Below are 26,736 nucleotides of genomic sequence, written 5' to 3' on the forward strand. Positions count from 1 at the left end.
CTCCTCGACAACGGGACCTTCGATATCTCCGCCACCACCGCCGGAGCGTCCGTCACCACCCTCTCCGGAACCGGCGCCGTGGCCCTCGGCAGCAAGACCCTCACCCTGTCCTCTGCCTCCGGCCTCTTCTCCGGCGTCATCTCCGGATCTGGTGGCCTCACCGTCGCGGCCGGGACCGAGACGCTGTCCGGCGTCAACACCTATACCGGCGCCACCACCATCGCCGCCGGCGGGACCCTCGCCCTCTCCGGCCAGGGCTCGGTGGCAGCCTCGGCCTCGGTCGATGCGAACGGCATCTTCAACATCGCCGCGGCCGATGCCGGCGTCACCATCACCTCGCTCGCGGGCCAGGGTAGCGTGGTCCTCGGCAGCAACACCCTGACCTTCGCGGCTGCAAACGGAACCTTCTCCGGAACCATCTCGGGTTCCGGCGGCCTTGTCCTCAAGTCCGGTTCCGAGACGCTGACAGGCGCGAACACTTATACCGGCGGCACGTCTGTCCTCGGAGGCACGCTTGGCATCGGAAACAGCAGCGCCGTCGGCACGGGGTCTGTGTCCCTCGCCAACGGCGGTGGCCTCGCCTTCACGGCTGCCAGCGTTGATTTGAGCAACGCTATCTCCGTCGCGGGCACGAACACCTTGAATGTCTCGTCCGGCGCGACGGCCACACTCTCCGGAACGATCGGCGATGGCGCCACGAGCGGCGGCCTGGTCAAGACCGGGGCCGGCACCCTTACTCTCACGGGCGCCAACACCTACACAGGCGGCACCACCATCTCCGAGGGGACGCTCGTCGGCAACACGACGAGCCTACATGGCTCGATCGCCGACAACGCGGCTCTCGTCTTCAACCAGACGGAGGACGGAACCTATGCCGACGCCATCTCCGGAACGGGGTCGGTGACCAAGACCGGGGCCGGGACCCTCACTCTCACCGGTGCGAATACCTATACCGGTGGCACGACCATCTCTGCCGGTACCCTGGTTGGCGACACGATGAGCCTCAAGGGCGACATCGCCGACAACGCGGCTCTCGTCTTCAACCAGACGGAGGATGGAACCTATGCCGGAGCCCTCTCCGGGTCGGGGTCGGTGACCAAGACCGGTGCCGGAACACTGACCTTCACCGGTGCCAACACCTATACCGGCGGCACCACCATCTCTGCCGGAACCCTTGTCGGCAACACGGACAGCCTGCATGGCGACATCACCAACGATGCCGCGCTGAAGTTTGTGCAGTTGGCTGATGGCACATTTGCCGGTGCCGTGACCGGATCGGGTTCGGTGACCAAGAGCGGGGTCGGAACGCTGACCCTCACCGGCGCCAACACCTATACCGGCGGCACCACTATCTCTGCCGGAACCTTGGTCGGCGACACGACAAGCCTGCAAGGTAATATCACCAACGATGCGTCCCTCGTCTTCAATCAGACGAGCAACGGAATATTTGCTGGCATCGTGACCGGATCCGGGTCGGTGACCAAGGACGGTGCAGGCATACTCACCATGACCGGCGCCAACAGCTATACTGGTGGAACGATCATCTCTGCAGGAACTCTGGTCGGCGATACGACGAACCTGCAGGGTGAGATCTCCAACAATGCGTCCCTCGTCTTCAATCAGACAAGCGACGGCACGTTTGCTGGTGCCGTGACAGGGTCGGGATCAATGACCAAGACAGGGACCGGCACCCTCACTCTCACGGGAACCCTCTCCAACACCGGAACCACCACCGTCTCCGAGGGAACGCTGCAGATCGGCAACGGCGGCACCGCTGGGTGGGCATATGGCCCAATCGAGATCGACAGTGCCCTCGTTTACGACCTCTCCGGGTTCTACGACCTGCCGACGTCGCTGTCCGGCTCCGGCTCCCTCACCATCACCGGGGGTGGCACCGCAACCTATGGCGGATCCGCTGCCTATAACGGCCAAATCAATGTCGAGAACGCCAATCTCGTCCTGCAAAACGGGAGTTCCGCGAACTCCGCCTTCGTGGTCGGAAGCGGCGGTGTCCTCAGTGGGACCGCAACGATCGGCTCGCTCGTCATCGACAATGGCGGCACCGCCTCTCCCGGCTACTCACCCGGAACCCTCACCGTCGCCGGCAACGTCCGCTTCGCCTCCGGATCGGTCTATCTGGTTGACGTCTATGCGGATGGATCCCACGATCTGATTACCGCTGGCGGCACGGCAAATATCTCCGGTGGCACGGTCCAGGTCGTCGCTGAAGCCGGCTACGCTGCGTCGAAAGCCACCTACACCATCCTCACCGCCGACGGCGGCGTCAGCGGACGCTTCGACGCCATTACGGCCAACTACGCCTATCTCACCCCGACCTTGTCCTACGACTCCAACAACATCTACCTCACGTTGCAGCGCAATGAGGTGAACTTCGCCGACATGACGTCCACCCCCAACGCGCACGCCGTGGCCAACGCGGCTCAATCCCTCGGTGATGGCAATGCGATCTACGATGCCCTTGTCAATCTGACCCCGGAACAGGCTGATCCCGCATTCAACAGTCTCTCCGGCGAAGCCTACGCCTCGGCCAACACGGTCTTGCTGCAACAGTCGAGCTATCTGCGTGAAGCCGTCGGAAGTCGCGTGCGCCAAAGTCTGGATCCGTCAAAGGCGCCGTTCGGCCCATATGCCGCCACCCTCGCTCCCGGCTACGACGCAACCGTCTGGTCCCAGGCGTTCGGAGCCTGGGGCAGGAATGCGGGCGACGGTAATGCCGCCAGCGTTTCGAGTTCGATCGGAGGCTTCTTCAGCGGCATTGACGGCCTGCTCGCCGACAACACGCGGGTCGGCCTCATCGCCGGATACAGCCGCTCCAACTTCAAATCCGATGGGCGCTCTTCTTCCGGCAGCGTCGACAATTACGATCTCGGCATCTATGCCGGTACGCGTTTCGACGCCTTCTCCCTGTTCGGTGGTGCGTCCTACACATGGCACGACATCTCCGTCGATCGTTCCGTGTCCTTCCCCGGGTTCGCCGGGGCAGCGAGTGCCGACTACAAGGCGGCAACCACGCAGTTGTTCGCTGAAGCCAGCTATCGCTTCGATCTCGGCAAGACCTTCGCTGGACAGGTCGTTCTCGAGCCGTTCGCGAACCTCGCGTTCGTCAAACTGGACACGCAACATATGACCGAGACGGGCTCGGCCGCCGCCCTCACCGGCGCTGGTCAATCCCAGAGCACCCTCTACTCAACCTTCGGCGCGAGAGTCTCGTCGACCTACGAACTCGCCAGCGGAGCCGTCCTTGTGCCCTACGCCGCGCTCGGCTGGCAGCACGCCTTCGGCAACCATTCCACCGGCGCGAACCTCGCGTTCGCAAGCGGCGGGACACCCTTCACCGTCGAGGGCGTTCCCATCGCGAAGGACACCATCATCGTTTCCGCAGGGTTCGACTATCGCTTCAACGATGCAGTTTCCGCTACTCTCACCTACAATGGACAGTTTGCTTCTGGCGTAGTCGATAATTCCATCAAAGCTTCCATAAATGTTAGATTCTAAGGAGTATGTTATCGTAATGAAACTGAGACCCTTCTTGCACTGGTTTAGAGCGCTTTCTGCCTGATCAGATTCAAGTAGGGATCCCAAATCACGGAGTGTCGACGTCGACGACGTCGTCAGCCTTCAGCTCCTCGGCATGGAGACGGCGTCGGTGACCGTCACCGTACGCGATCCAGAGGCCGGGGAGCGCCGCCGGGAAGAGCGGGAAGGTTCTTCGCAGCACGTGGAAGGCGGACCTCGTCGATGCTCTGACAGAGAGCTCGGCATCCACCCTGCTCAGGCCAGGATGCGGCTTGAGCCCGGGTCGCAGCTTGCCCTCGATAGCGATGCGGATCGACCTGGATCGCGATCGAGGTCGCCCGATCCGGGCCGTCCCCGCCATCATTCTGCGGTGAGCGCATTGACGGGAGCCGCCTTATGAAGACCAGATTGCCGGCCCTCGCCCTCGCCCTTGTCGCCGTTCCGCGGTGCGCCATGCCGTATGCCATCGCCGGCGACGATGTTCGGCCTGTCCAGCGCCTGGATGTCTCCGACGAGCAGGCGGCCTCCAAGGTCAGGCTGCCGGGTGAGTTCTCGACCGTCGCCCTCGACGCCTCATTGAGCTTCGCCGCCGGAACGCGGGTCAGCTACGGCATCGACGCGGTGGCCGCCATGCTCGACAGTTCCCTGCCGAACACGCCCGGAGCAAAGCCTTCGATCTCGATCACCGGCGCCTACGCCCGCGTTGCCATCCGGTGACTGGGCGGCAACCCGCGCGCCCCGAGGTGCAGCGGATTTGGGCGGGAGCCGCGCCCCGCACAGCCCCGCCCACAGCATCCACCTGATCGCAGCTTTGATTTCCGGTTATGCCGTCATCCGAACGTATGACTGGCCGACCGTCAAGTCTGACTGCGCGCTCGCGTGTCTCCACCTAGGCTTTCGGGAGCTTCATCGCCTCGCAGAGCACTAGAAGGAGACAGCCATGTCCTCACGGAACGTCGCAGAACTCATCGTCGACACGCTCGATCAGGCCGGCGTCGAACGCATCTATGGCGTTGTCGGAGACAGTCTCAACGGCCTGACGGAAGCTCTGCGCAAGACCGGAAAGCTCCGGTGGGTTCATGTCAGGCATGAAGAAGTCGCCGCGTTCGCAGCCGCCGGCGAAGCGCAGATCACCGGCAATCTCGCGGTCTGCGCCGGCTCGTGCGGTCCGGGAAACCTGCACCTCATCAACGGCCTGTTCGACGCGCAGCGGAGCCGGACGCCGGTGCTCGCCATAGCGGCGCAGATCCCCTCCGCCGAGATCGGTGGCGGCTATTTCCAGGAAACCCACCCGCAGACCCTGTTCCAGGAATGCAGCGTCTATTGCGAGCTTGTCTCCGATCCCCACCAGATGCCGTTCGTGCTGGAGAACGCCATCCGGGCCGCCGTCGGCCAGCGTGGCGTGGCGGTGGTGGTCGTGCCGGGCGATGTTGCGCTCAAGGCGGCGCCGGACCGCGGAATTTCCCCGCCCCGCGGCCTGCTGCCGCCAGCGCCCGTCTCGGTTCCGGCGGAGGGCGATCTCGATGCGCTCGCCGCCATGCTCAACGACGCCGAGCGTGTCACGTTGTTCTGCGGCAGGGGGTGCGCCGGCGCCCATGCGCCGCTGATGGAACTCGCCGAAGCCCTCAAGAGCCCCATCGTCCATGCCCTCGGCGGCAAGGAGCATGTCGAGTACGACAATCCCTACGATGTCGGAATGACCGGCTTCATCGGCTTCTCGTCGGGCTACGAGGCCATGCACGCCTGCGACGTCCTGCTGATGCTGGGCACGGATTTTCCCTACAAGCAGTTCCTGCCCACCGGCGCCAAGATCGTGCAGGTCGATATCCGGCCGGCCAATCTCGGGCGGCGCTGCAAGCTCGATCTCGGTATCGTCGGGGACGTTGGAGCGACCATCCGCGCCCTGCTCCCGCGCCTCGCGGTCAAGTCCGACCGCCTTCATCTCGACGACAGCATCACCCGCTATCACCACGCCAGAAAGGGGCTCGATGCCCTTGCCCAGGGCACGCCCGGCGCCAAGCCGATCCACCCGCAATATCTCGCCCGGCTGATCAGCGAGCGCGCGGCCATCGATGCCGCGTTCACGTTCGATGTCGGCACGCCGACCATCTGGGCGGCGCGCTATCTGGAGATGAACGGCAGGCGCCGCCTCGTCGGGTCGCTGGTGCACGGGTCGATGGCGAACGCCCTGCCCCAGGCGATCGGCATTCAGGCGGCGCAGCCCGGGCGCCAGGTCGTCTCGCTGTCCGGCGACGGCGGCTTCTCCATGCTGATGGGTGATCTGATCACGCTGACGCAGGAAAAGCTCCCGGTGAAGACGGTCATCTTCAACAACGGCGTTCTCGGCTTCGTGGCGCTGGAGATGAAGGCCGCCGGCTTCGTGGAACTCGGAACCGACCTTCAGAACCCCGATTTCGCCGCGATGGCCCGGGCGATGGGAATCCTCGGCGTCAGGGTCGAGGACCCAGGCGACCTGCCGGCCGGCCTGGACCGGGTCCTCACCCACGATGGCCCGGCGGTCCTCGATGTCGTCACGGCAACCCAGGAACTCTCGATGCCGCCGACGATTGGTGCCGAACAGGCGAAGGGCTTCGGCCTGTGGATGCTGCGCGCCGTCCTGAGCGGGCATGGCACCGAGGTCATCGATCTGGCGAGCACCAACCTCGGGCGCCGCTGAGGCGCTCCGGTCCTCCCACCCGCTCTCGGTTCGTCCGACGGTTCCCCAGAAAGCGGAGCGCTTCCATGGACATCACGCCGCTGTTGCTGTCGCGGATACAGTTCGCCTTCACCATTTCCTTCCACATCATCTTTCCGGCTTTCACCATCGGCCTCGCCGCGTGGCTGACCTTCCTTGAAGCGTGCAGCCTGATCACCGGCGAGCGCATCTATCGGCGGCTGTCGGAGTTCTGGCTGAAGATCTTCGCCGTCGCCTTCGGGCTCGGCGTGGTGTCCGGCATCGTCATGGCGTTCCAGTTCGGAACCAACTGGAGCGAGCTTGCGCGCCGGACCGGCCCGATCCAGGGACCGCTGCTCGGATATGAGAGCTTCACGGCCTTTGCCCTCGAGGCCGCCTTCTTCGGCGTGCTGATGTTCGGCCGCGAACGCCTCCCCTCCTGGGCCTACATGCTGGCGTGTCTGATGGTCTCGCTCGGCACGAGCCTCTCGGCCTTCTGGATCATGGTCAACAACAGCTGGATGCAATACCCGACCGGCTTCAGCCTGCGGCCGGACGGTGTCTTCGCTCCGACCGACTGGACGGCGATCATCTTCAACGAGGCCGTGTGGACCCGCTTCCCGCACATGATCCTGGCGGCCTATGTCACCTCCGCGTTCTGCGTCGCGGCAACCGGCGCCTGGTACGTGCTGCGCGGCAAGGCCGTGCAGGAGGGGCGCACGATGGTGGCGATGGGCCTGCGGCTCGCCGCCATTCTGGTCCCCGTCCAGCTCGTGTTCGGGCACCTCGTCGGCGACTTCGTTCATGATCGCCAGCCGGCCAAGTTCGCCGCCATCGAGGGCCGGTGGAACGACCAGCAGCCCGCGAGCGAAATCCTCGTCGCATGGCCCGATCCGAAGAACGAACGCAACCGCTTCGAAGTGGCGGTGCCCTATCTCGGCAGCGTCATCGGCTCGATGGATCTGACGTCGAAGGAACTCGGCATCAAGAGTTTCCCCGTTGAGGATCGTCCGCCGGTCGTCATTCCCTTCTTCTCGTTCCGCATCATGGTGGGTTGCGGACTGCTGATGCTGGCGATTGCCTGGTTCGGATCGTGGCTCAGCTTCAGCGACCGTCTCCTGCGCGCCCGCCTCTTTCTGACCGCGACGTCCCTGTCGTTTCCGCTCGGCTTCGTCGCGACGCTGATGGGCTGGTTTACGGCCGAGGTCGGGCGGCAGCCGTGGGTCGTCTACGGCCAGCTCCGAACCGCGGATGCGGTGACGCCTTTCCTGACCTCCCAGGAGGTCGCGACCACCTTCGTGCTGATCGCGTCGGTCTATGCGCTGATCTTCGGGTTCGGCGTGCTCTACATCTACCGGTTGCTGCGTGCCGGCCCGATCCCCGCAGCGGAGATTTCCCTCTACGGCACCAATCCCAAGCGTCCCATGTCCCTGCCGGGCGGCAGCCCGGGCGTGGCAGGCGCCATCAGCACCGGAGATTGATCATGGTCGAGTTCTGGACGTTCGTTCTCGGGCTTTCCGTCCTGCTCTATATCCTGCTCGACGGCTTCGATCTCGGCGTCGGCATGCTGTTTCCCTTCGCCCCGGGCGAAAGCGAGCGGCGCCGCATGCTCGCCTCCATCTCTCCCGTGTGGGATGGCAACGAGACCTGGCTCGTGGTCTCGGCCGCGACCCTGTTCGGCGCCTTTCCCACCGTTTTCTCGATCGTGCTGTCGGCGTTCTACCTGCCGCTTTTCCTGATGCTTGCCGGCCTGATCCTGAGGGGCGTTGCGTTCGAGTTCCGCTACAAGGCGACCTACAGCCGCCCGATCTGGGACGCCGGCTTTGTGGCGGGATCCTATATCGCGGCTTTCGTGCAGGGCGCGGCGGTGGGTGCCATCGTGCAGGGCCTGCCGGTCGAGAACGGCATCTTCACCGGCGGTCCGATGGGCTGGGCCAGCCCGTTCTCGCTGCTCTGCGGGTTGGGCCTTTGCATCGGATACGCGATGATCGGCGCCTGCTGGATCGCCGGCAAGACCGAAGGCTCGCCCCGGGCATTCGCGTTCCGGGTGCTGCCGGGATTGATGGGGGCCCTTCTGGCCTTCCTCGTCATCGTGTTCGTCTGGTCGGCGGTGATCCAGCTTCCCGTCCTCCACCGCTGGCTCGAACGCCCCCTGCTGCTGCTCTGCCCCCTGATCGGCTTCCTTGCGTTCGCAGGCCTGGTGCAGGCGGTCCGCCGCCGAAGCGACCGGTTCCTGTTCCTCGGGGCGATGACGATCTTCGCCTCTGCATTCGCGGCACTTGCCGGGTCTTTCCTGCCCTACATGCTGCCGTTCTCGCTGACGATCTGGGACGCCGCGTCGCCGCAAGCCTCGCTGGAATTCCTGTTCTGGGGCGCGGGGCTGTTCGTCCTGCCCCTGACGGTCGGCTACACGCTGGTCGTCTACTTCGTGTTTCGCGGAAAGACGCTCGACGAAGGCTATCACTGAGCTCCAAGGACGGGTCCGCCCGCGACCTTCCTGACGGCGCGAGAGGCCCCCCGCGCCGGCGCGTTCTCGCCCCGGGCGGGACGAGCGGACACGGCACCGACGGGTCGAGCCGCAGGCGGATATCAGTCGCGCCTGCGGTTCTGGCTGTTCCCGTGGGGCGCCCGGTTCCCGGACCGGCCCGGCCGCGGACGCCCGGCCGGGAGGCGTGCCGCCGGGGACTGCCTTCACAAAGACAGTCTAAACTCACGTATAGCCCGGCGATCCCTCCATACAATTCTTTCGCACCAGATCAGCGTCTAGATTCGGCCTCGTAAGAAATGGCGGCAAGGAGTTCACAGCCATGAGCATGTTCCCCAGCGTCTTCGGACGAGAAAACGGCGTCCTGAATTCTGGCGTTCGGCAAGCTGAAAGCCACCCTGCACGGTTTCAGATGTCGCGTCGCGGAATCTTCGGCGTCGTTGCCGGCGTCGCCGCGACGGCAATTCTGCCGGCGACCGCCAGTGCCGCCAGCTCGCAGATCAAGTCGGTTGCAACGGGCATGAGCGGAAAGCCCCGCATGAGCAGCGGCTTCGTGAAGACGGCCGACGGGACGGAAATCTACTTCAAGGACTGGGGGCCGAAGGATGCCCAGCCGATCCATTTCCATCACGGCTGGCCGCTTTCGGCCGACGACTGGGATACCCAGCTTCTGTTCTTCCTGGCCAATGGCTACCGTGTCGTCGCTCATGACCGCCGCGGCCACGGACGTTCGACGCAGGTCGATACCGGCAACACGATGGACCGCTACGCAGCCGACGCCTCCGCGGTCGTCGAGCATCTCGATCTGCGCAATGTCGTCCACATCGGCCATTCCACGGGCGGCGGCGAAGTCGCGCGCTATGTGGCGCGCTACGGCCAGCCCCAGGGTCGCGTCGCGAAAGCCGTTCTCGTCTCGTCGGTTCCGCCGCTGATGCTCAAGACCGCGAGCAATCCGGAGGGAACGCCGCTCTCCGTGTTCGACGGCTTCCGCGAGGCGCTCGCCGCCAACCGCTCCCAGTTCTACCTGGACGTCGCCTCCGGTCCCTTCTACGGCTTCAACCGGCCGGGCGCCAAGGTCTCGCAGGGCGTCATCCTGAACTGGTGGCGGCAGGGCATGATGGGCGGCGCCATTGCCCAGTATCAGGGCATCAAGGCCTTTTCCGAGACCGATCAGACGGATGATCTCAAGGCGATCACGGTGCCCACGCTCGTGCTGCAGGGCGACGACGACCAGGTCGTCCCCTACAAGGACGCGGCCCTTCTCCAGGCCAAGCTGATCCGCAACAGCACCCTGAAGATCTATCCGGGCTTCCCGCACGGCATGTTGACCACCCACGCCGAAGTCATCAATCCGGACCTTCTCGCCTTCGTGAAGGCCTGAGCCGGCTGCGCGACGGCGGATCACGGAGGTCTCGTGATCCGCCTCGTCCGATGGGAAAGCGTTCCAGAGCGCTTTCCGATCTGATAGAATCATCAGATCGACAAGAAATCGCTCCAAATTCAAAATCTTGAGCATATCCTTGTCGTTCAGATCGGTTCGATCTGAACGGGATATGCTCTAGCCGCCCGATCGCCGTCTGTATTCACCCGGCGATAGTCCGACTTGTCTCTGGAAGGCTCTCGTGAAGGTCGACTGCGACGAGAACCGACAGGAATAAGCGATGTCGGCGAGACTCAGCTTCGTATGCGTCAACAGTTCCTGAGCGCGCTGCAATCGAAGCGTGCTGATGAACCGGTGCGGAGGCACGCCAAGCGCGGTTCGGAAGGCGCGGGAAAAATGGTGACGGCTGAGGCAGGCGATATCGGACAGCTCGGAGAGCGATATATCGGATTCTATGTTGTCGTTGATATAGTCTATTACGCGCCTCAGCTTCGCGTGCTCGATTAAGGCGCCGGGACGTTCTTCCGTCGCATCGGTCGCATACTTTGCAACCAGGTGGGCCGCCATCGTCTGCGCCAGGCTGTCGACCAGGAAGTGGCCGACCGACGTCTCCTCCTGCAGTTCAGCTACGATCCTGTACCCGACCTGTCTTATGAAATCGTCGTCTATACCAGCTTTGTAGGCAATGTTCTGTGAGGAAACCGGTCTCGATAAAGAAGCGGAAATATCGTCAAAGACATCCTGTCCGATGTAGATATGCAGGATGTTCTCCAGATCATCGGTTATCCGGATCGATTCCTCGACGACGCCGATCGGACAAAACCAGAGCGTGCCCGGTCGCGCGGCGGTATTCTGAAGTTCGCCATTGCCGCGCCGTTCCACGCGGCCGCTCTCCGATCCGAGCAAGGCAAGCGTAACCTCCATCTGCCGGGGGACCGGCGGAGGTATCTCGCCGGCCGGATGGTTTCGGATCTCGGCGGCGATGCCCGTCCAGTTCCGTCGTGCGGAACTCAGGAGCACATCGCCTCTCGGAAACTTCCTGCGGCCGAACTCGTGCACGCCTGCCATGTCCGGCTCCTCGCTGTTCAGCGCACCCTATCGTCTGGGTGCACACAATTCTGAGCCGCGGGAGATCCCCGATCAAGTCCCGCTCCCGGCAATCAAGATGCTAATCCCGGCAAACACAATGCCAATCCCGGCAAAGACGGGGCGGTCAGGCACGACTACGTTGCCTCCCGCCTGACAGACCGCCCCCGCTCTCCCGGCATCGGGCGTCTCTCGGGTCGGAATGGGAGGCGACCTTGAACTCCAGAAGTCAGGTGCATGACGTCTCGGATCAGGGCGCCGCTTCCGCCCGGAAATCATCTTACATCATGACGAATGACCTCGCCGCCCGCCTCGGGAGGAAAGAGTCGTCGTGGTGGTCGACATTGAGGGTCCTGCATCAGACGACAGCCTCGAACGTCGATAACCGCCTCGTCGTCGACGCGCAGGATCGGCAGTGGCAGCTCAGGCTCGCCGACTGGAACACGCCCGCCGCAAGCCGGCTGCAGTTCGAGGCGAGCCTCGCCCTGGCGCTCGGCGACGAGCTTGCCGAGGTGCCGGCCTTCATTGCAGAGAACGATCGCCTCGCCCTCGTCTATCCCGTTCGATCGGCGCAGACCCTCGCCGATCTCCCGCAGCCGGCGATGGAGATCCGTGCCTTTCTCGACCTTGCGACCGCGGCCGCGGATGCGTTGATGCAGATGCACGCGGCCGGGATCGTTCACGGCCGCCTTGCCCCTACCCGGCTGCTGCTGGGCGAAGACGGACGCATCCGCTTCACGGGGTTTGCCTGCACCACGCCGACCGATGCCGGCGTGTTCGCCGACCGCCGCATTCCCGAGGCCGACCTCGCCTATGCCGCCCCGGAGCTCGTCCGTGCGGAACCTTCCCCGGCCGATGCCCGGACGGATCTCTATGCGCTGGGCGTGCTGCTCTATGAATGTCTGGTCGGGGTGCCGCCGCTGACGGCCGATACGCTTCCAGGCTGGCTTCATGCTCATGTGGCCGTGGAGGCTCCGTCCGCCCTGCTGGCGCGGCCGGATGTTCCCGCCGTGCTCGACCGCATCCTGCTCAAGCTGATCAGCAAGGACCCCGGCCAGCGCTACCAGACCGCCAGGGCCCTTCATGCGGATTTTCGCCGGGTGACCAGATCCCTCGACGCCACGGGAAAGGCGGAGCCGTTCGAACTGGCCTGCGGAGAGTTCGCCGAGCCCGCGCGCCTCTCCCGCGATCTCTTCGGCCGCCACCGCGAGCTGACGCTGCTGGCCGATCTCCACGCCGGATTCCGCCGGTCGTCGGTTCGGCGGATCGTGCTCGTCACCGGTGAGCCGGGTACCGGAAAATCCACGCTCGTCGATGCGTTCCTTGCGGACCTGGACAGCACAAGCGCCGTCTGCGCCTCCGGCAAGGGCGTGCAGATCCGCCAGGGCACGCCGTTCGCTCCGATAGCGCAGGCGCTGCGCGTGGCGCTTTCCCGGTTGCTCGGCGGGGAGGAGCGGCTGCTGGCGGCCGCCCGGGCACGGCTGGGCGCCGTGGTCGGCTGCGGACGCGTGCTGGCGGACCTCGTCCCGGACATCGCGATGCTGCCGGCGGAAACCCACTTGCTCGCCGATGTGCCGGCACACCTCGCCCAGACTCGGGTGGCGCGGATCATTGCCGAGACGTTCGGCGCACTCGCCTCGGCCGAAGCCCCGCTCGTCCTGTTCCTCGACGACCTCCAGTGGTTCGATCAGGGCAGCCTCAACGTCGTCCGGCAGCTGTGCAGTGAAACGCCGCCGAACGTCTTCCTCATCGCGAGCCACAGGGCCGACAGCCACAACCGAAAGGCGGTCAGGGACGTTCTCGATATCGCGCGGGGCGCGGACGCCTTCGCGCGTGAGCTGGTCCTTCAGCCGTTCGTCGAGCGCGAGACGAATGCGCTCGTGGCATTCATGCTGAAGAGCATGCCCGATGATGTGCGTGCCGTTTCGGCGGTGGTGCACCGTCAAACGGGCGGAAATCCGTTCTATATCGGTCAACTGCTGCAGCGATTCCTCGAAGAGGAATCGCTGCAATTCGACGCCGAGAGGCAGCGCTGGGTCTGGGCCGACGACAAGCATCGGCGGCCGCATGAGACCGCGGATCTGATGCTCGACCGCATCGCCGCATTGCCGCCGCTGCAGCGCAGCTTCCTGCAGCGGTGCGCGAGCATGGGAGGCCGCTGCCCCGCCGCCTTTGCTGCGGAACTCTCCTTCGTCACCGTCGAAGAGACGGTCCGGGCCGCGAATTCGCTCCTCGCCACCGGTCTCCTCCGGCAATCCGGACCGGATTTCCAGATCGCCCACGACCGGGTGCTGGAAGCGGCCTATGCGACGATGTCTCCGGCACAGCGTATGCGCGAGCATCTGGGCAATGCCCGGCGGCTCGCAGCATCGCACCCCTCGCCCCACCCCGACCTCGCCTTCGAGATCGCCTCCCAGATCGAACGTGCCGATCTCGACGCGCTGTCGGCCGAAGAGCGGCCGCGCTTCGCCCGGATCCTGCTCGTGGCCGCGCGGAAGAACCGGGCTGCAGGCGAGGCCCTGCGGGCGCTGCATGTCATCGAACTCATCCGCCGCATCGCGGCCGGTGCTATTCCCGGCGATCTCGCCTCTCTGGAATTCGAGGCCGAGTGGCTGTTCTGCGACTGCCTGCTCGCACTTGCCCGTGTGGACGAGGCCCTCGCGGCGGTGGAGGAACTGTCGCAGCTTGGCCGCGATGCGGTGGATATCGCCGATATCTGCCGTCTCAAGGCGATCGCGCTGACGCTGAAGGGGGCCTATGCTGCCGCTATCGACGCGGCGCGCACGGGGCTGCGGGCGCTCGATCTCGAACTTGACGACACGGGCGACCCGGATGCGCTCGAGGTGATCTACCGACGCTGCCAGCAGAAGCTCGACGCATTCAGCATCGCCGACCTGTTCTCGCTTCCCGACATGACCGACCGGCGGGCCCGCTCCGCCCTGGCGCTTCTGTCCACGCTGATCTCGTCCTTCTTCGTCAGGAGCGATCTGCGGTTCCTCCATGTGATCAAGATCATCGAGCTGACGCTGACTTACGGCTCGGCCCCGGAATCGGCCTATGGGCTGGCCTGGTTCGGGGTCCTCAGCGCCCATCATTTCGGGGCGTACGAGACGGGGGCGGCCTATGCGACGGCGGCGTGCGAACTGGCGACGCGCGACGGCTACGAAGCGCAGCGGACGGCCGCACTGATCGCGCTCGATCAGGTGAGCGCATGGACCCGCCCGATGCGAACGGCGCTCGGCTACGCCCGCGACGGTGCTCTGGTCGGCCAGACGGCGGGCGATCTCGGCATGGCCTGCTATGCCCGCAACCACATCGCATCGGACATGCTGCTGATCGGCGATCGGCTCGACCTGATCCGGGCGGAGCTGACCGACAGCATCGCCATGACCCGCGATGTCGGATACGGCGATATAGGGCTCATCCTCGATGCCCAGACCGGATTCGTCGATGCGCTCGTCTCCGGCAAGAATGCGATCCGGATCGATGTCGGAGAGCTGAATTCATCGTCGGTCGCCACCCGCTTCTGGGTCCACCACTATGCAGGTCTGCAATCCTTCCTGTTGGGCGACATCCCGGTCGGGCTGCATCATCTGGAGGAAGCGCAGGCCATGGCGTGGGCCGCGCCGGCGCACGTCGACACGGCAAACAACACCTTCTTCCTTGCCCTCGCCCATGCGCGCCTGCCCGGATCCGAACGCCAGCCGGCGGCGCGCATCGACCTGATGGCGCTGGCGCGCGAGCGCTTCAGGGCATGGGCCGCGCTCAATCCCGGGACGTTCTCCCCGAAGCATCTTCTGCTGGAGGCGGAAGCGGCCCGTCTCGCGGGGCAGCGCGTCGATGCCATGGCGCTTTACGAGCGCGCCGCCGATGCGGCCGTGACGGCCGGCTTCATCCACGATCAGGCGCTCGCCCAGGAACTGGCGGCCGACGTCTATCTCGAGGCGAACCTCGGCGCTGCCGCCCAGGGCTGCCTGCGGAGCGCGGTCCTCTGCTACCGGCAATGGGGCGCCGAGGGCAAGGCGGTCCGCCTCGGTGAGCGCTTGACGGCGTCCGCCCGCCTGGACGTTTCGGCGACGGCGTCCGGCGGATTGCAGAGCGAGCTCGACCTGACGGCCATGGCGGCGGCCTCCCAGACCCTGTCCGAAGAGGTCGGGCTGGAGCAGGTCGTTCGCACCCTGATGAAGACCATGCTCGTTCACGCCGGAGCGCAGTTCGGCCTGCTTCTTCTCCAGCGCGAAGGCCGTCCGGTCATCGAGGCGACGGCGCGCGTCAGGTCCAGGGCAATCGACATCGAGCTTCAGCCCGCGGCCGCGCCCGAGGATCTCATGCCCGCCTCGGTGCTCAAGACGGTCCTGCGGACCGCCCGGTCCGTCACGCTGGCAGATGCCGCCGTCGAGGCCGCGCAGCGGGGGCTGTCCATGGGCGGGCGCCATGTCCGCTCGCTTGCCTGTATCCCGCTGATCAAGCGGGGCGAGCTGATCGGCATTCTCTATCTGGAGAATGATCTGAGTGCGGATGTCTTTACATCCCGCCGGATGGCGATGATCGAGGTGATTGCTCCCCAGGCAGCGATATCTCTGGATGCCGCCCGCCTCTACGGCGATCTGATGGACGAGCACATGCGCCGCGCACAGGCGGAATTCCAGCTGCGCGAAGCGCGGAGCGAGCTGGCGCGCGCAAACCAGATGACGGCGATGGGCGGTTTCGCGACATCGATCGCCCACGAGATCAATCAGCCGCTCGCGACCCTCGTCGCCCATGCGGATGCCGGCCTGCGCTGGCTCAACAGGGCCGAGCCCGACCTCGCTGAAGTGGCCAGCAGCCTTCAGAACATACGCCAGGCCGGACGGCGGGCGGCCGACATCATCACGGCCTTGCGTTCGCTCGTGAAGCTGAGCCCGTCGACGCTGAGCCCGGTGCTGATCGAAGATATCGTGGACGACGTGCTGAAGATCGCCGCCCCGGATTTGAGCGCCGGCCACGTCGACCTCACGGTCGAGTTCGGCGCCGGCCGCAACAGGATCATGGCGGACAACATCCAGATTCAGCAAGTCTTCTTCAATATAATCAGAAACGCGATACAATCCATGAGCAACGTGGAGCCGTCGCTGCGTCGTCTCCGCATCACGTCGTCCGTTCTTCGCGACGAAGTCGAAGTCGCCATCGAAGATGCCGGCTGCGGCATGTCGCAACAGGTCGTGTCACGCATCTTCCAGCCGTTCTTCACCACCAAGAAGAGCGGCATGGGCGTCGGCCTTGCGATCTGCCGCTCGATCATCGAGCTTCACGGTGGCACGCTGGAAGCCCGCTCCGTCGAAGGAGAGGGCAGCATGTTCGTCGTTCGGCTTCCGATCGCCCGGGCATGAGATCGGCGCGCGAAGTCGGGGCACGCCGGTTCGCCAGCTCTCAGGTGATGAAGTCGATGGTGCCGCCGTCGACCCTCAGCGCCGCCCCCGTCGTCGCGGACGCCAGCGGCGACGCGAGATAGACCGCCATGTTCGCGACCTCGTCGACCGTCGCCGGGCGTCTGAGCAGCGACGACGGCCTGTGCTCTCTGACGAACGCGGCCCCGGCTTCCTCCAGCGACTTGCCCGCCGCCGTCTCGGACTTCAGCATCTCCGCCACACCCTCCGAAAGCGTGGGGCCGGGAAGGATCGAGTTCACGGTCACGCCGGTGCCGGCCATGCGCTTGGCAAGCCCGCGCGCCAGCGACACGTCCGCCGTCTTGCTGACGCCGTAGTGGATCATCTCGACAGGGATGTTGAAGGCGGATTCGGAGGCCAGGAACAGCATCCGCCCCCAGCCCCGCGTCGCCATGTCCGGCAGATAGGCGCGTGCGAGCCGCACGCCCGTCATCACGTTCACCTGCCAGTGGCTTTCCCACACTGCATCGTCGGCATCGAAAAAGTCCAGCGGCTGAAAGATCCCGAGATTGTTCACGACGATATCGAACGACGGCTCCCGCGCCACCAGTTCCTTCGCCCCCTCGGGTGTGCCGAGATCGATCGCGTGACCGCGTGCCGGCCCGCCGAGTTGCGCCAGCGCCGCATCGACCTTGGCCTCGGTCCGGCCATTGATGACGACGACGGCACCTGCCTCCTGAAGGCCTCGTGCGATGGCGAAGCCAATGCCCCCGGTCGAGCCGGTGACGAGCGCGCTCTTGCCGGACAGATCGATCTTCATGGCGAACTCCTAACGTCGTTGCGTGAACGGAGGGATGCAGTGACGGCACGCGCGGTGGAGGTCCGACCTAGGAGCGCCATGCCGCAGGCCTGACATTCAGCGGCGGCATGACAAGCTTCTCGCCCGGTCGAAGCCACCGCATCGGACCCGTGCTTGAAACGCGCCTTGCCTCGTTCCGAACCATAGATACGCCGGAGCGATCGGCAGCATTTCCGAGAATGCACGCCGAAACGGCCCGACCCGCTCGACTGCGCCACCGCTGGAGCCCTGCTGCGAGCAGCGCCGGCCTTGCTCAGGCGATGACGGGAGGCGAGATGAACCTTTCTTCGAAGTCGCGGGCGGGCATGGGCTTTCCGAAGAAATAGCCCTGCGCTTCCGGGCACTCGTTCGCCTTGAGAAAGGCGAGCTGGGCGGCGGTCTCGACGCCCTCCGCGATGACATCCATCCCGAAATGCCGCCCGAGATAGATGACCGCCTTCACCACGGCCGCGTCTTCCGGATTGGTATCCACGTCGCGTACGAAGGAGCGGTCGATCTTCAGGCGCGAAATCGGATACTTCTTGAGAAGGCTGAGAGAGGCGAAGCCGGTGCCGTAATCGTCGAACGCCAGACCCACCCCGAGGCCCCTGAGATCGTGCAGAAGCGCCAGCGTGGCGGCATCGTTGTGGAGCAGGATATTCTCCACGATCTCGAGTTCGACCGCATCGGCCGGCAAGGCGTTGCGTTCGAACTCCTCTGCGATGCAGGTCAGGAGCCGTCTTGATCGAAACTGCGCGTCGAACAGGTTGATGCCCATCCGGAAGCCGGGAATCCTCGCGCGCCATTCCGCCGCCTGCCGGCAGGCGGTGCGCAACGTCCACTCCCCGACCGCGGCGGCGGATGGCTTGCGGCTGAGCACCTCGATGAAGGCCGCCGGAGACAGCAGACCCCGCTCCGGGTGATTCCAGCGCATCAGCGCTTCGGCACCGGTGACACTGCCGTCGACGGTCGAAACCTGCGGCTGGTAGAACAGCTCGAACTCGCCGTTCTCGAACGCCTTGCGGAGTTCCTTCTGCAAGGCCCGGCGCGCGAACATCGCGTCGCGGAGGGCGGGGGCGAAAATCTCGTGCCGACCTTTTCCGGCGGCCTTCGCGCGGTAGAGGGCGAGATCAGCGGCGCCGAGCAGATCCTCCGACAGGGATCCGTGCTGCGGAGCAAATGCGATGCCGATGCTCGCGCCGATCTCGATGGGCTGGCCGGCGATCTCATGGTGGCCCGCTATCGCTGCGAGCAGCTTCGCGGCGGCGGCATTCGCTTCCGCCTCCCCGTTCCCCGACATCAGCGCGACGAACTCGTCGCCGCCGAGCCGGGCCACCATCGCCAACGGTCCGCACGAAGCCTGCAGCCGTGCGGCGACATCCCTCAGCACAGCGTCACCCATGGAATGGCCGTAGGTGTCGTTGACCTCCTTGAAGCCGTCGAGGTCGATCAGCAGCACCGTTCCCGCGGCGCCCGCACCCAACGTCCGCTCGACACAGTCGTGCCAGGCATTGCGGTTGGGCAATTCGGTCAGCGGGTCCAGAGAGGCGATGTGGAAAAGCCGCTCCTGACTCTGGCGGCGCTCCGTGATGTCGCGCACGATCACACCGAAGCTGATGGCGGCTCCATCCCGCCACGCCGAAAACGAGAACTCGGCCGGGAATTCGCTGCCGTCCTTGCGCAGCCCCTGCAATTCGAACGCGTGGCCGGCGGCCTTGCTGTCCTCGTCGCCGAGAAGCCGGGCTACTTCCGCTTCGAAGATGCGCCTCCAACTGTGCGGCGCGATCCGTTCGCCTGGTTGGCCGACGACTTCATTCGCGGCATAGCCGAACAGCTTTTCCGCAGCCGCATTCCAGAATGTTATCTCGCCCGTGCCGGTCAGGCAGATGATGGCGTCGGGCGAGGTTGAAGCGATGCACTCGAACCGGGCCTGGTTGGCCGCACTGACATGATGGAGCCGGAAAATCTCCATCTGGTCGAGGACAAGGGCCGCCAGATCGGACAAGTGCGCGCGATCCTGATCCGTGAACGCATCCCGTGGCTTGCTGTCGATCAGGCAGATGGTGCCGATGTTTTCGCCGTTGGGTGCGATCAGCGGCTTGCCGGCATAAAAGCGGATCGAGGGCGGCCCGAGAACCAGTGGATTGGCCGAAAACCGGTCGTCCTTCGTCGCATCGTGGACGACCATGATGTCGGCCTGCATGATCGCATGGGCGCAGAACGAGACCTCGCGGCTCGTCCCGCTCTCGTCGAAACCGGTGCGAGACTTGAAAAACTGCCGATCACTTCCGACGAGAGAGACGAGAACCGTTGGAACACCGAACATCCGCGCAGCGAGCCGTGTAAGACGATCGAAGTTCTCGTCCGGCGGCGTATCCATGAGACGATATTCTGCGAGGGCCCGAAGCCGGGCTTCTTCGCTCGCCGGCACGGGATATGTCGGATGCAATTTCGGTGGGCTCCCCAGAACAGATTTCTGATGGCTCAACTCGAGCCATAACGACTTTCAACGTCGTTGGGCCTGGAACGTTCCCTTCGATTCTTCACTTTTTCGCGCATGGGCGGGCTGCCTCGCCGTCCAGCGGAGGAAATGCCGGGTCGCCTTACCGCCTCCGCGACCGGCGCGCCGCCAGCGTTTGCGACGGATACTCGCCATAGCGCTCGAAATAATATTTCGAGAAGTGACCGGGGTTGGAGAATGAGAAGGCGACAGCGACGCCAGTGATGCTCTCCTGATCCGAAGCTTCCATCAGGCGCTTCCGGATCGCATCCAGGCGCGCATTGCGGATCCAGGTCACGGGAGAGCAGTCGAAGCGCCGCCGGAACGCATATTGCAGGCTTCGTGCCGAGAGGCCGCTGATGCTTTCCAGATCCGTCATGGTGATGCGTCCGGTCAGGTTCGCCTGGATATATTGGCAGACCTCTTCCAGTTGCCTGTCATTGCCTGCACCGTTCGATCTGCCACGGTCATTCGGGGCAGAAAGACTGTCCGGGATGAGCAAGACGCAGATCGCGCGATAGAACACGTCGTCGATGGCCAGAGCCTCGGCCGCGCCCGGATTTTCCCCGCAGGCATCCAGCGTCCGGCAGGCGGCGCGTATGATCTGGTCGACATCGATTCCGCCGACCTTCAGCGACAGCACTGCCGGTACGTCGAGGTCGAGCTGCGCGTCGCTGCGGCCGGTCATGGAACGGGCGACGTGGCGAAGGCGCTCGGCCTCAAGGCTCACCATGAGCGTCGATCGATATTGACCGACGCCAATGCGGTCACCTTCCGGCGCGAACAGTCCGTGCTTGCCGACTTCGCAAAGAACATCCTTTCCATTCACGTTGGACTGGATGGGTCCGCCGCCGAACGGCATGTAGAACGAAAGACCGGAAGCCGAGACGCGCGTCCGCACGGGCGTGTGCGAAATCGTCGTCAGCCTCATTCCACGCACCAGCGCCGAAGATTGCTGTGTCGAGAACGCCGACTTGTCGCCAACGGCATCGTATTCGGCATTCCAGCCCATCGAGCGCGCGACCTGTTCCTGCATGCTCGTGAGCGAATTCGTGACGATCTTTGATTTCTCGCCGAATGCCAGCGCAGGTAACGAGAAGCCAGGCTCGGACACGTCGAGACCCCAAGATTGTGTATCCGAAACCTATAATGGCGCGATATCTGCCGGGAATCCATCCTGAGATACGTTTCCGGTCCCCGCTATGGACTTGAAAGCACAAAGGGAAAGAACGAGACGGTAGCGGAGCACTGCGCCGAGGGCGCGAGCACGATGAGGCCGGTCTTCTCGGGGCCGAGATCCAGGTTGAAGGCGTCCGTGCAGTTGCTGACCGGCTCGGCGCAGAAATGGTCGGCGCCCGGCGGGGTGTAGACCACGAGGTGGCGGAGCGGAGCGTCCGCGGTCATGCGCAGCCCGGCGGCGCGTTCCGGCCAGCGGATCTCGGCGGTTCCGTTCCAGCCGCCGAAGGCGTTGTCGAGCACGCGGGAGGCGACGGCCATGCGCGACGACGGCCCCCAGAGATCGCCGGCGGCGACGCGGCGGACGGGCATTACCTCCGCGTCCACCTCCCAGCCCCACGAGGGTGCGGCCTCCAGTGTCGCGAGGGGTGTCGCGGGGAAGTAGGGATGCAGGCCGAAGCCGACGGGCATCGGCTCGGTGCCGCGGTTCGCGATCGTCAGGGAGATGTCGAGCCGGTCGGGGTGGAGCGAGAATTCCTGTTGTGCGACATAGGGATAGGGCCATGCGTCCGGTGCGTGCTCGTAGACGAGCGTGACGGATTCCGGCCCGGTTGCGGCGACGCGCCAAGGGCGTTGCCAGCCGTGGCCGTGCTCGACGTGGGGGCCGGGCGTGTTGAGCGGCATGGAGACGGAGCGGCCGGCGAAGGTGAAGCGGCCATGGCGCAGCCGGTTGGAGAACGGCGTCAGCGGGAAGCAGCCGGCGTCCTCGCCGTGATCGTCGCGGCTTTTCATCGGCGCCAGCAGGTCGATCCAGCCGCTGTCCGGATGACGCCAGCGCAGCGATGCGATGCGGCCGCCGAGGCCGGGCAGGAGGTCGAGGCGCCACGGACCGGCCGCGAGGGCGACCGCTTCGCCGTCGCGTTCCGGCCGCTCGCTTGTCGCATCGGTGGCGTGCCGATGATCGCTTTGCCGGGCCTCATGAGCGCTCATTCGCCGCTTCCTGCACGCTTGAGGGCGGCCCATGCCCGCGCAGCGGGCGGGCCGCCGAGGGCCTCCGAGATCCGGTCGGCATGGCGCAGCAGCGGCTCAACCACAGATGGTACCGATTCGGTCGGAAGGAACTGCTTGAGGGTGGTGACGCTGATCGCCCCGACCGCCTTCCCGCCGTGGCCGAACACCCCGGCCGCCACGCAGATGATGCCCTCGACGTCTTCCTCGTCGTCGAGCGCATAGTGCCGTTCGGCGATGCGGTCGAAATCGGTGGCGAGCGCTTCGAGGGTGTCGAGGGTGCTGGGGGTGCGGCGCTCGTGGCCGACCCGGTCGAGGATCGCGAGGGCCTCGGGCCGGGGCATCGCGGCGAGCAGCAGCTTGCCGACGCCCGAGCAGTGCGGCGCCTCGCGGCGGCCGAGGGCGGCGGCGAAGCGGATGGCGCCCGGACCGTCGACGCGGCCGATCACCACGGCAAAACCGTCGTCCAGCATGGCAACGCGGGAAGTAAGACCGACCTCCTGGGTGAGTTCGCGCAGGACCGGCATCGCGACGTCGCCGAGCCCGGTATTGGCGACCGCGCGGTCGCCGAGGCGGACGAACGACAGCCCGAGCCGGTAGCGCCGCGTCATGCCCTCGCCGAAATCCACCACGAGCCCGCGTGCCCGCAGCGTCGCGAGGATGGCGTAGGCGGCGGGCTTGGACAGGCCGATGTCGCGGGCGAGATCGGTGAGCCGGGCCCCCTCCGGACCGGCCTCCGCGATCCGGTCGATCAGGTCGAACGCGCGGCCGAGGCTCTGCACCCTGTAGCGTTCGTCCGTCATCCGTTCCCGTCCCTCCACGCGGCAGGCCCCACCCCTCCCGGTGTCACCGGTCGGGGCGATTTTCGTGAAGCATTACAGAATAGCATTTCTTAATACAGAACTTTTTCCGATGCCGACTATCGGTCCGCTCCCGCCTTGCCTGTCGCCCGAGCCCAGGCGCGGCGGGGATTTTCCCACATTTTCAGGCGCCGGAGCCAGCGGCGCGGGGCCCGGCGGGCATGTTGACTTCCGCAGCGGATCGTCGCTACTCTCTCAGCATAACAGAACACAGTTTTGTATAGCAAAACACTGACCTGAGGCGACCATGTCAGACGAACCCCGGAAACTGCGGTCCAGCGCCTGGTTCGGCGGAGCGGGCAAGAATGCCTTCATGCACCGCAGCTGGATGAAGAACGAGGGTCTGCCGCCCGACGTGTTCGACGGCCGCCCGGTGATCGGCATCTGCAACACCTGGTCGGAGCTGACGCCCTGCAACGCGCACCTGCGCGAACTGGCGGAGCGGGTGAAGCGCGGCGTCTACGAGGCCGGCGGCCTGCCGCTCGAATTCCCGGTGATGTCGCTCGGCGAATCCAACATGCGCCCGACCGCCATGCTGTTCCGCAACCTCGCCGCCATGGACGTCGAGGAATCGATCCGGTCCAACCCGGTCGACGGCGTGATCCTGATGGTCGGCTGTGACAAGACCACCCCCGCCCTGATGATGGGCGCGGCGAGCTGCGACCTGCCGGCGATCGTCGTTTCCGGCGGACCGATGCTGAACGGCAATTTCCGCGGCAAGCCGATCGGCTCCGGCACCCACGTCTGGAAGTTCTACGAGGACGTGAAGGCCGGCCGCATGTCGGTCGACGACTTCCTCGCCGCCGAACAGGGCCAGAGCCGTTCGGCCGGCAGCTGCATGACCATGGGCACGGCGTCCACGATGGCGAGCATGGCCGAGGCGCTCGGCATCGCCATGCCGGACAATGCCGCCATTCCCGCCGTCGATTCCCGCCGGCAGATCCTCGCCCAGGAGGCCGGACGCCGGATCGTCGGCATGGTGCGGGACGATATCCGCATGTCGAAGATCCTGACGCGCGAGGCGTTCGAGAACGCCATCCGCGTCAACGGCGCCATCGGCGGCTCCACCAACGCGGTGATCCACCTGATCGCGGTCGCGCGCCGGCTCGGCATCGACCTTTCCCTCGACGACTGGGACCGCCTCGGCCGCAGCGTGCCGACCATCGTCGACCTGATGCCCTCCGGCCGCTTCCTGATGGAAGACTTCTATTATGCCGGCGGCCTCAGGGCGGTAATGCGGGTGCTCGCCGAAGCCGGCCTGCTCCATACCGATGCCGCGAGCGTGGCCGGGCCGACCATCGGCGAGATCGTGGCGGATGCGCCGAACTACAACGGCGAGGTGATCCGCGGCTTCGAGGATGCGCTGACGCCGGAAGGCGGCATCGCGGTGCTGCGCGGCAACCTCGCGCCCGGCGGCGCGGTGATCAAGCCGTCGGCCGCGACCCCGGCGCTGATGCAGCACCGCGGCCCCGCCGTCGTGTTCGAGACCATCGAGCACTATTACGCCCGCATCGACGATCCCGACCTGGAGATCGACGAGAACAGCGTGATGGTGCTGAAGAACTGCGGCCCGAAGGGTTATCCCGGCATGGCCGAAGTCGGCAACATGCCGCTGCCCGCCAAGCTCCTGAAGCGCGGCGTCACCGACATGGTGCGCATTTCCGACGCGCGGATGAGCGGCACGGCCTACGGCACCGTGGTGCTGCACACCGCGCCGGAGGCCGCCGCCGGCGGCCCGCTGGCGCTGGTGCGCGACGGCGACATGATCGAGCTCGACGTCGCCGGCCGTAGGCTGCATCTCGAGGTCGACGAGGCCGAACTCGCCGCCCGCCGCGCGGCCTGGAAGCCGCCCGAGCACGCCGACATCAACGGCTACCAGAAGCTCTATGTCGAGCATGTGCTGCAGGCCGACGAAGGCTGCGACTTCGACTTCCTCACCGGCAAGCGCGAAGCCGGCATTCCCCGTCACTCACACTGAACCGGCGGCAGCGCGGACGAGGCCCGATCCCATGGACACCGATTTTCCGAACGCCATCTATCCGACGCTGAAGGATCGCGTCGTGTTCATCACCGGCGGCGGCAGCGGCATCGGTGCCGGGCTCGTCGGGCATTTCAGCGCGCAGGGCGCGGCGGTCACCTTCGTCGACGTGGCGGAGGAGCCCTCCCTCGCGCTCGTCGACGCGGTCGCCGCCGCGGGATATCGCCGACCGGACTTCATCCGCTGCGACCTGCGCGACATCGAGGCGCTGCGGGCCGCGATCGCCACGACGGCGGAGCGCCACGGCCCCATCCGCGTGCTTCTCAACAATGCCGGCAACGACGACCGCCACCGCACCGAGGACGTCACGCCCGCGTACTGGGACGACCGCATGGCGGTCAACGTGCGTCACCAGTTCTTCGCCGCCCAGGCCGTGCGGCCGTACATGCGCGATGCCGGCGGCGGCTCGATCGTCAATTTCGGCTCGATCACCTGGATGGTCGGCGACCCGGACTGCCCGGCCTATGTCACCGCCAAGGCCGCCATCACCGGCATGACCCGCGCGCTCGCCCGCGAGCTGGGGCCGGAGCGCATCCGCGTCAACTGCATGATCCCCGGCTGGGTCATGACCGAGCGGCAGGTGCGGCTGTGGCTGACGCCGGACGGGGAGCGCCAGATCGCGGAGCGGCAGTGCCTGCCGGACCGACTCTATCCCTCGGACATTGCCCGCATGGCGCTGTTCCTCGCATCCGAAGACAGCCGGATGTGCACCTCGCAGCATTTCATCGTCGACGGCGGTTGGGTCTGAGACCGCCCGAAGGAGCCTTCCCCAATGCGTCTCGTGCAATTCAAGACGGAAGACGGCCGGCGCAAGGTCGCACTCGTCGCCCCCGATGGCGAGGCGCTGCTGCCGCTCGCCGGCGCCACGTCGGTCTACGACCTCGCGATGCGCAGCATCGAGGAGGCGACGCCGCTCGCGGACCTGGTCGCCGCCCTGCCGCGGGAAGACGCGGTCGACTATGCCGCCGCCCTTACCGAGGGCCGCGTGCTGCCGCCCCTCGACCATCCGGAGCCGGCGCGTTTCCTGATTACCGGCACCGGCCTGACCCACACCGGCAGCGCCACGGCGCGCAACCGGATGCACGAGGTGGTGCACGGGCCGGACGCCCATGAATCCGACTCGATGAAGATCTTCCGCATGGGCCTGTCCGGCGGCAAGCCGGGCGAGGGCCGCATCGGCGTGCAGCCGGAGTGGTTCTTCAAGGGCGTCGGCACCTGCGTGGTGCCCCCCGGCGCGCCGTTGGAGCTGCCGGGCTATGCGCTCGCCGGTGCCGAGGAAGCCGAGATCGTCGGCCTCTATATCGTCGACCCGGCCGGCGAGCCGCGCCGGATCGGCTTCGCGCTCGGCAACGACTTCTCCGACCATGTCACCGAGGGCAAGAACTACCTCTATCTCGCCCATTCCAAGCTTCGGGACTGCTCGATCGGACCGGAGCTGCTCGTCGGCGACCTGCCGGAGGAAGTGCGCGGCCACACCCGCATCCACCGCGACGGCGCGGTGGTGTGGGACGAGGAGTTCCTGTCCGGCGAAAGCCACATGTCGCACTCAATCGCCAATCTCGAGCACTACCACTTCCGCTACCCGATGTTCCGGCGGCCCGGCGACCTGCACGCCTATTTCTTCGGTGCCGACGCCATGAGCTACGCCTCCAACGTGCCGACGCAGGCCGGCGACGTGTTCGAAATCGAATCCCCCACCTTCGGCAAGCCGCTGCGCAACCGGATGGTGGCCGGCCCGGCGGAGACCTTCGTCTCCGTGCGGCCTCTCTGACGCCAGCCCGGGCGGG

The 26,736-nt window shown here is 65.8% G+C and carries 16 protein-coding genes; 10 read left to right on the forward strand and 6 right to left on the reverse strand.

Features of this window, described 5'->3' with window-relative positions; genetic code table 11:
* The first annotated feature begins 78 nt into the window (after positions 1-78).
* From BUF17_RS16390 to BUF17_RS16420, 6 genes are all read left to right on the forward strand, one after another.
* Positions 79-3,516 (forward strand): autotransporter domain-containing protein, encoded by a 3,438-nt coding sequence (locus BUF17_RS16390; RefSeq protein ID WP_210215459.1) that lies wholly within the window; start codon positions 79-81, stop codon positions 3,514-3,516.
* 417 nt (positions 3,517-3,933) lie between these two features.
* Positions 3,934-4,254: a hypothetical protein gene (locus BUF17_RS16400; RefSeq protein ID WP_073630700.1), complete on the forward strand. Its 321-nt coding sequence runs from the start codon at positions 3,934-3,936 to the stop codon at positions 4,252-4,254.
* Positions 4,255-4,477: 223 nt separating this feature from the next.
* Positions 4,478-6,214: a ubiquinone-dependent pyruvate dehydrogenase gene (gene poxB, locus BUF17_RS16405; protein ID WP_073630702.1), complete on the forward strand. Its 1,737-nt coding sequence runs from the start codon at positions 4,478-4,480 to the stop codon at positions 6,212-6,214.
* 65 nt (positions 6,215-6,279) lie between these two features.
* Positions 6,280-7,692 carry a cytochrome ubiquinol oxidase subunit I gene (locus BUF17_RS16410; RefSeq protein WP_073630704.1) on the forward strand — a complete coding sequence of 471 codons (1,413 nt, stop codon included), beginning with the start codon at positions 6,280-6,282 and terminating at the stop codon, positions 7,690-7,692.
* A 2-nt stretch (positions 7,693-7,694) separates the two neighbouring features.
* Complete coding sequence (gene cydB / locus BUF17_RS16415) at positions 7,695-8,678, forward strand: cytochrome d ubiquinol oxidase subunit II (protein WP_073630706.1); 984 nt, start codon at positions 7,695-7,697, stop codon at positions 8,676-8,678.
* 556 nt (positions 8,679-9,234) lie between these two features.
* A complete protein-coding gene (locus BUF17_RS16420) occupies positions 9,235-10,077 on the forward strand; it encodes an alpha/beta fold hydrolase (RefSeq protein ID WP_139282565.1) in 843 nt (280 codons plus the stop codon).
* A gap of 177 nt (positions 10,078-10,254) precedes the next feature.
* On the opposite strand, the gene BUF17_RS16425 is transcribed toward BUF17_RS16420, so the two are convergent.
* Complete coding sequence (locus BUF17_RS16425; RefSeq protein WP_073630710.1) at positions 10,255-11,145, reverse strand: AraC family transcriptional regulator; 891 nt, start codon at positions 11,143-11,145, stop codon at positions 10,255-10,257.
* A gap of 305 nt (positions 11,146-11,450) precedes the next feature.
* Between BUF17_RS16425 and BUF17_RS16435 the strand changes: the two genes are divergently transcribed.
* Complete coding sequence (locus tag BUF17_RS16435; protein ID WP_084564799.1) at positions 11,451-16,532, forward strand: trifunctional serine/threonine-protein kinase/ATP-binding protein/sensor histidine kinase; 5,082 nt, start codon at positions 11,451-11,453, stop codon at positions 16,530-16,532.
* A 40-nt stretch (positions 16,533-16,572) separates the two neighbouring features.
* On the opposite strand, the gene BUF17_RS16440 is transcribed toward BUF17_RS16435, so the two are convergent.
* The 5 genes from BUF17_RS16440 to BUF17_RS16460 all read right to left on the reverse strand — a co-directional run bounded on the left by BUF17_RS16440 (position 16,573) and on the right by BUF17_RS16460 (position 22,854).
* Positions 16,573-17,349 (reverse strand): SDR family NAD(P)-dependent oxidoreductase, encoded by a 777-nt coding sequence (locus BUF17_RS16440; protein WP_073630712.1) that lies wholly within the window; start codon positions 17,347-17,349, stop codon positions 16,573-16,575.
* Between the two features lie 292 nt (positions 17,350-17,641).
* Positions 17,642-19,747, reverse strand: coding sequence for a putative bifunctional diguanylate cyclase/phosphodiesterase (locus BUF17_RS16445; RefSeq protein WP_084564801.1), 2,106 nt, complete (start codon positions 19,745-19,747; stop codon positions 17,642-17,644).
* A 223-nt stretch (positions 19,748-19,970) separates the two neighbouring features.
* Positions 19,971-20,981, reverse strand: a complete 1,011-nt coding sequence (locus tag BUF17_RS22205; protein ID WP_244530924.1) for a helix-turn-helix domain-containing protein — start codon at positions 20,979-20,981, stop codon at positions 19,971-19,973.
* Positions 20,982-21,067: 86 nt separating this feature from the next.
* Complete coding sequence (locus tag BUF17_RS16455; protein WP_175563722.1) at positions 21,068-22,033, reverse strand: aldose 1-epimerase; 966 nt, start codon at positions 22,031-22,033, stop codon at positions 21,068-21,070.
* The gene (locus BUF17_RS16460; protein ID WP_073630717.1) at positions 22,030-22,854 is read right to left on the reverse strand and encodes an IclR family transcriptional regulator; all 825 of its coding nucleotides are present in this window, start codon (positions 22,852-22,854) and stop codon (positions 22,030-22,032) included. The genes BUF17_RS16455 and BUF17_RS16460 overlap by 4 nt, the downstream gene beginning before the upstream one ends.
* A 304-nt stretch (positions 22,855-23,158) precedes the next feature.
* Here BUF17_RS16460 and araD point away from each other — a divergent pair, with 304 nt between their 5' ends.
* From araD to araD1, 3 genes are read left to right on the forward strand one after another with little or no spacing between them, the layout of a single operon-like run.
* Entirely contained in the window at positions 23,159-24,889 is a 1,731-nt protein-coding gene (gene araD, locus BUF17_RS16465) for an L-arabinonate dehydratase (protein ID WP_073630719.1), read from the forward strand.
* A gap of 31 nt (positions 24,890-24,920) precedes the next feature.
* Entirely contained in the window at positions 24,921-25,697 is a 777-nt protein-coding gene (locus BUF17_RS16470) for an SDR family NAD(P)-dependent oxidoreductase (protein ID WP_073630721.1), read from the forward strand.
* A gap of 24 nt (positions 25,698-25,721) precedes the next feature.
* On the forward strand, positions 25,722-26,720 hold the full coding sequence (gene araD1, locus BUF17_RS16475; protein WP_073630723.1) for an AraD1 family protein: 999 nt from the start codon (positions 25,722-25,724) through the stop codon (positions 26,718-26,720).
* Positions 26,721-26,736: the final 16 nt, after the last annotated feature.

Source organism: Pseudoxanthobacter soli DSM 19599, from assembly GCF_900148505.1.
GTDB classification, from domain to species: domain Bacteria; phylum Pseudomonadota; class Alphaproteobacteria; order Rhizobiales; family Segnochrobactraceae; genus Pseudoxanthobacter; species Pseudoxanthobacter soli.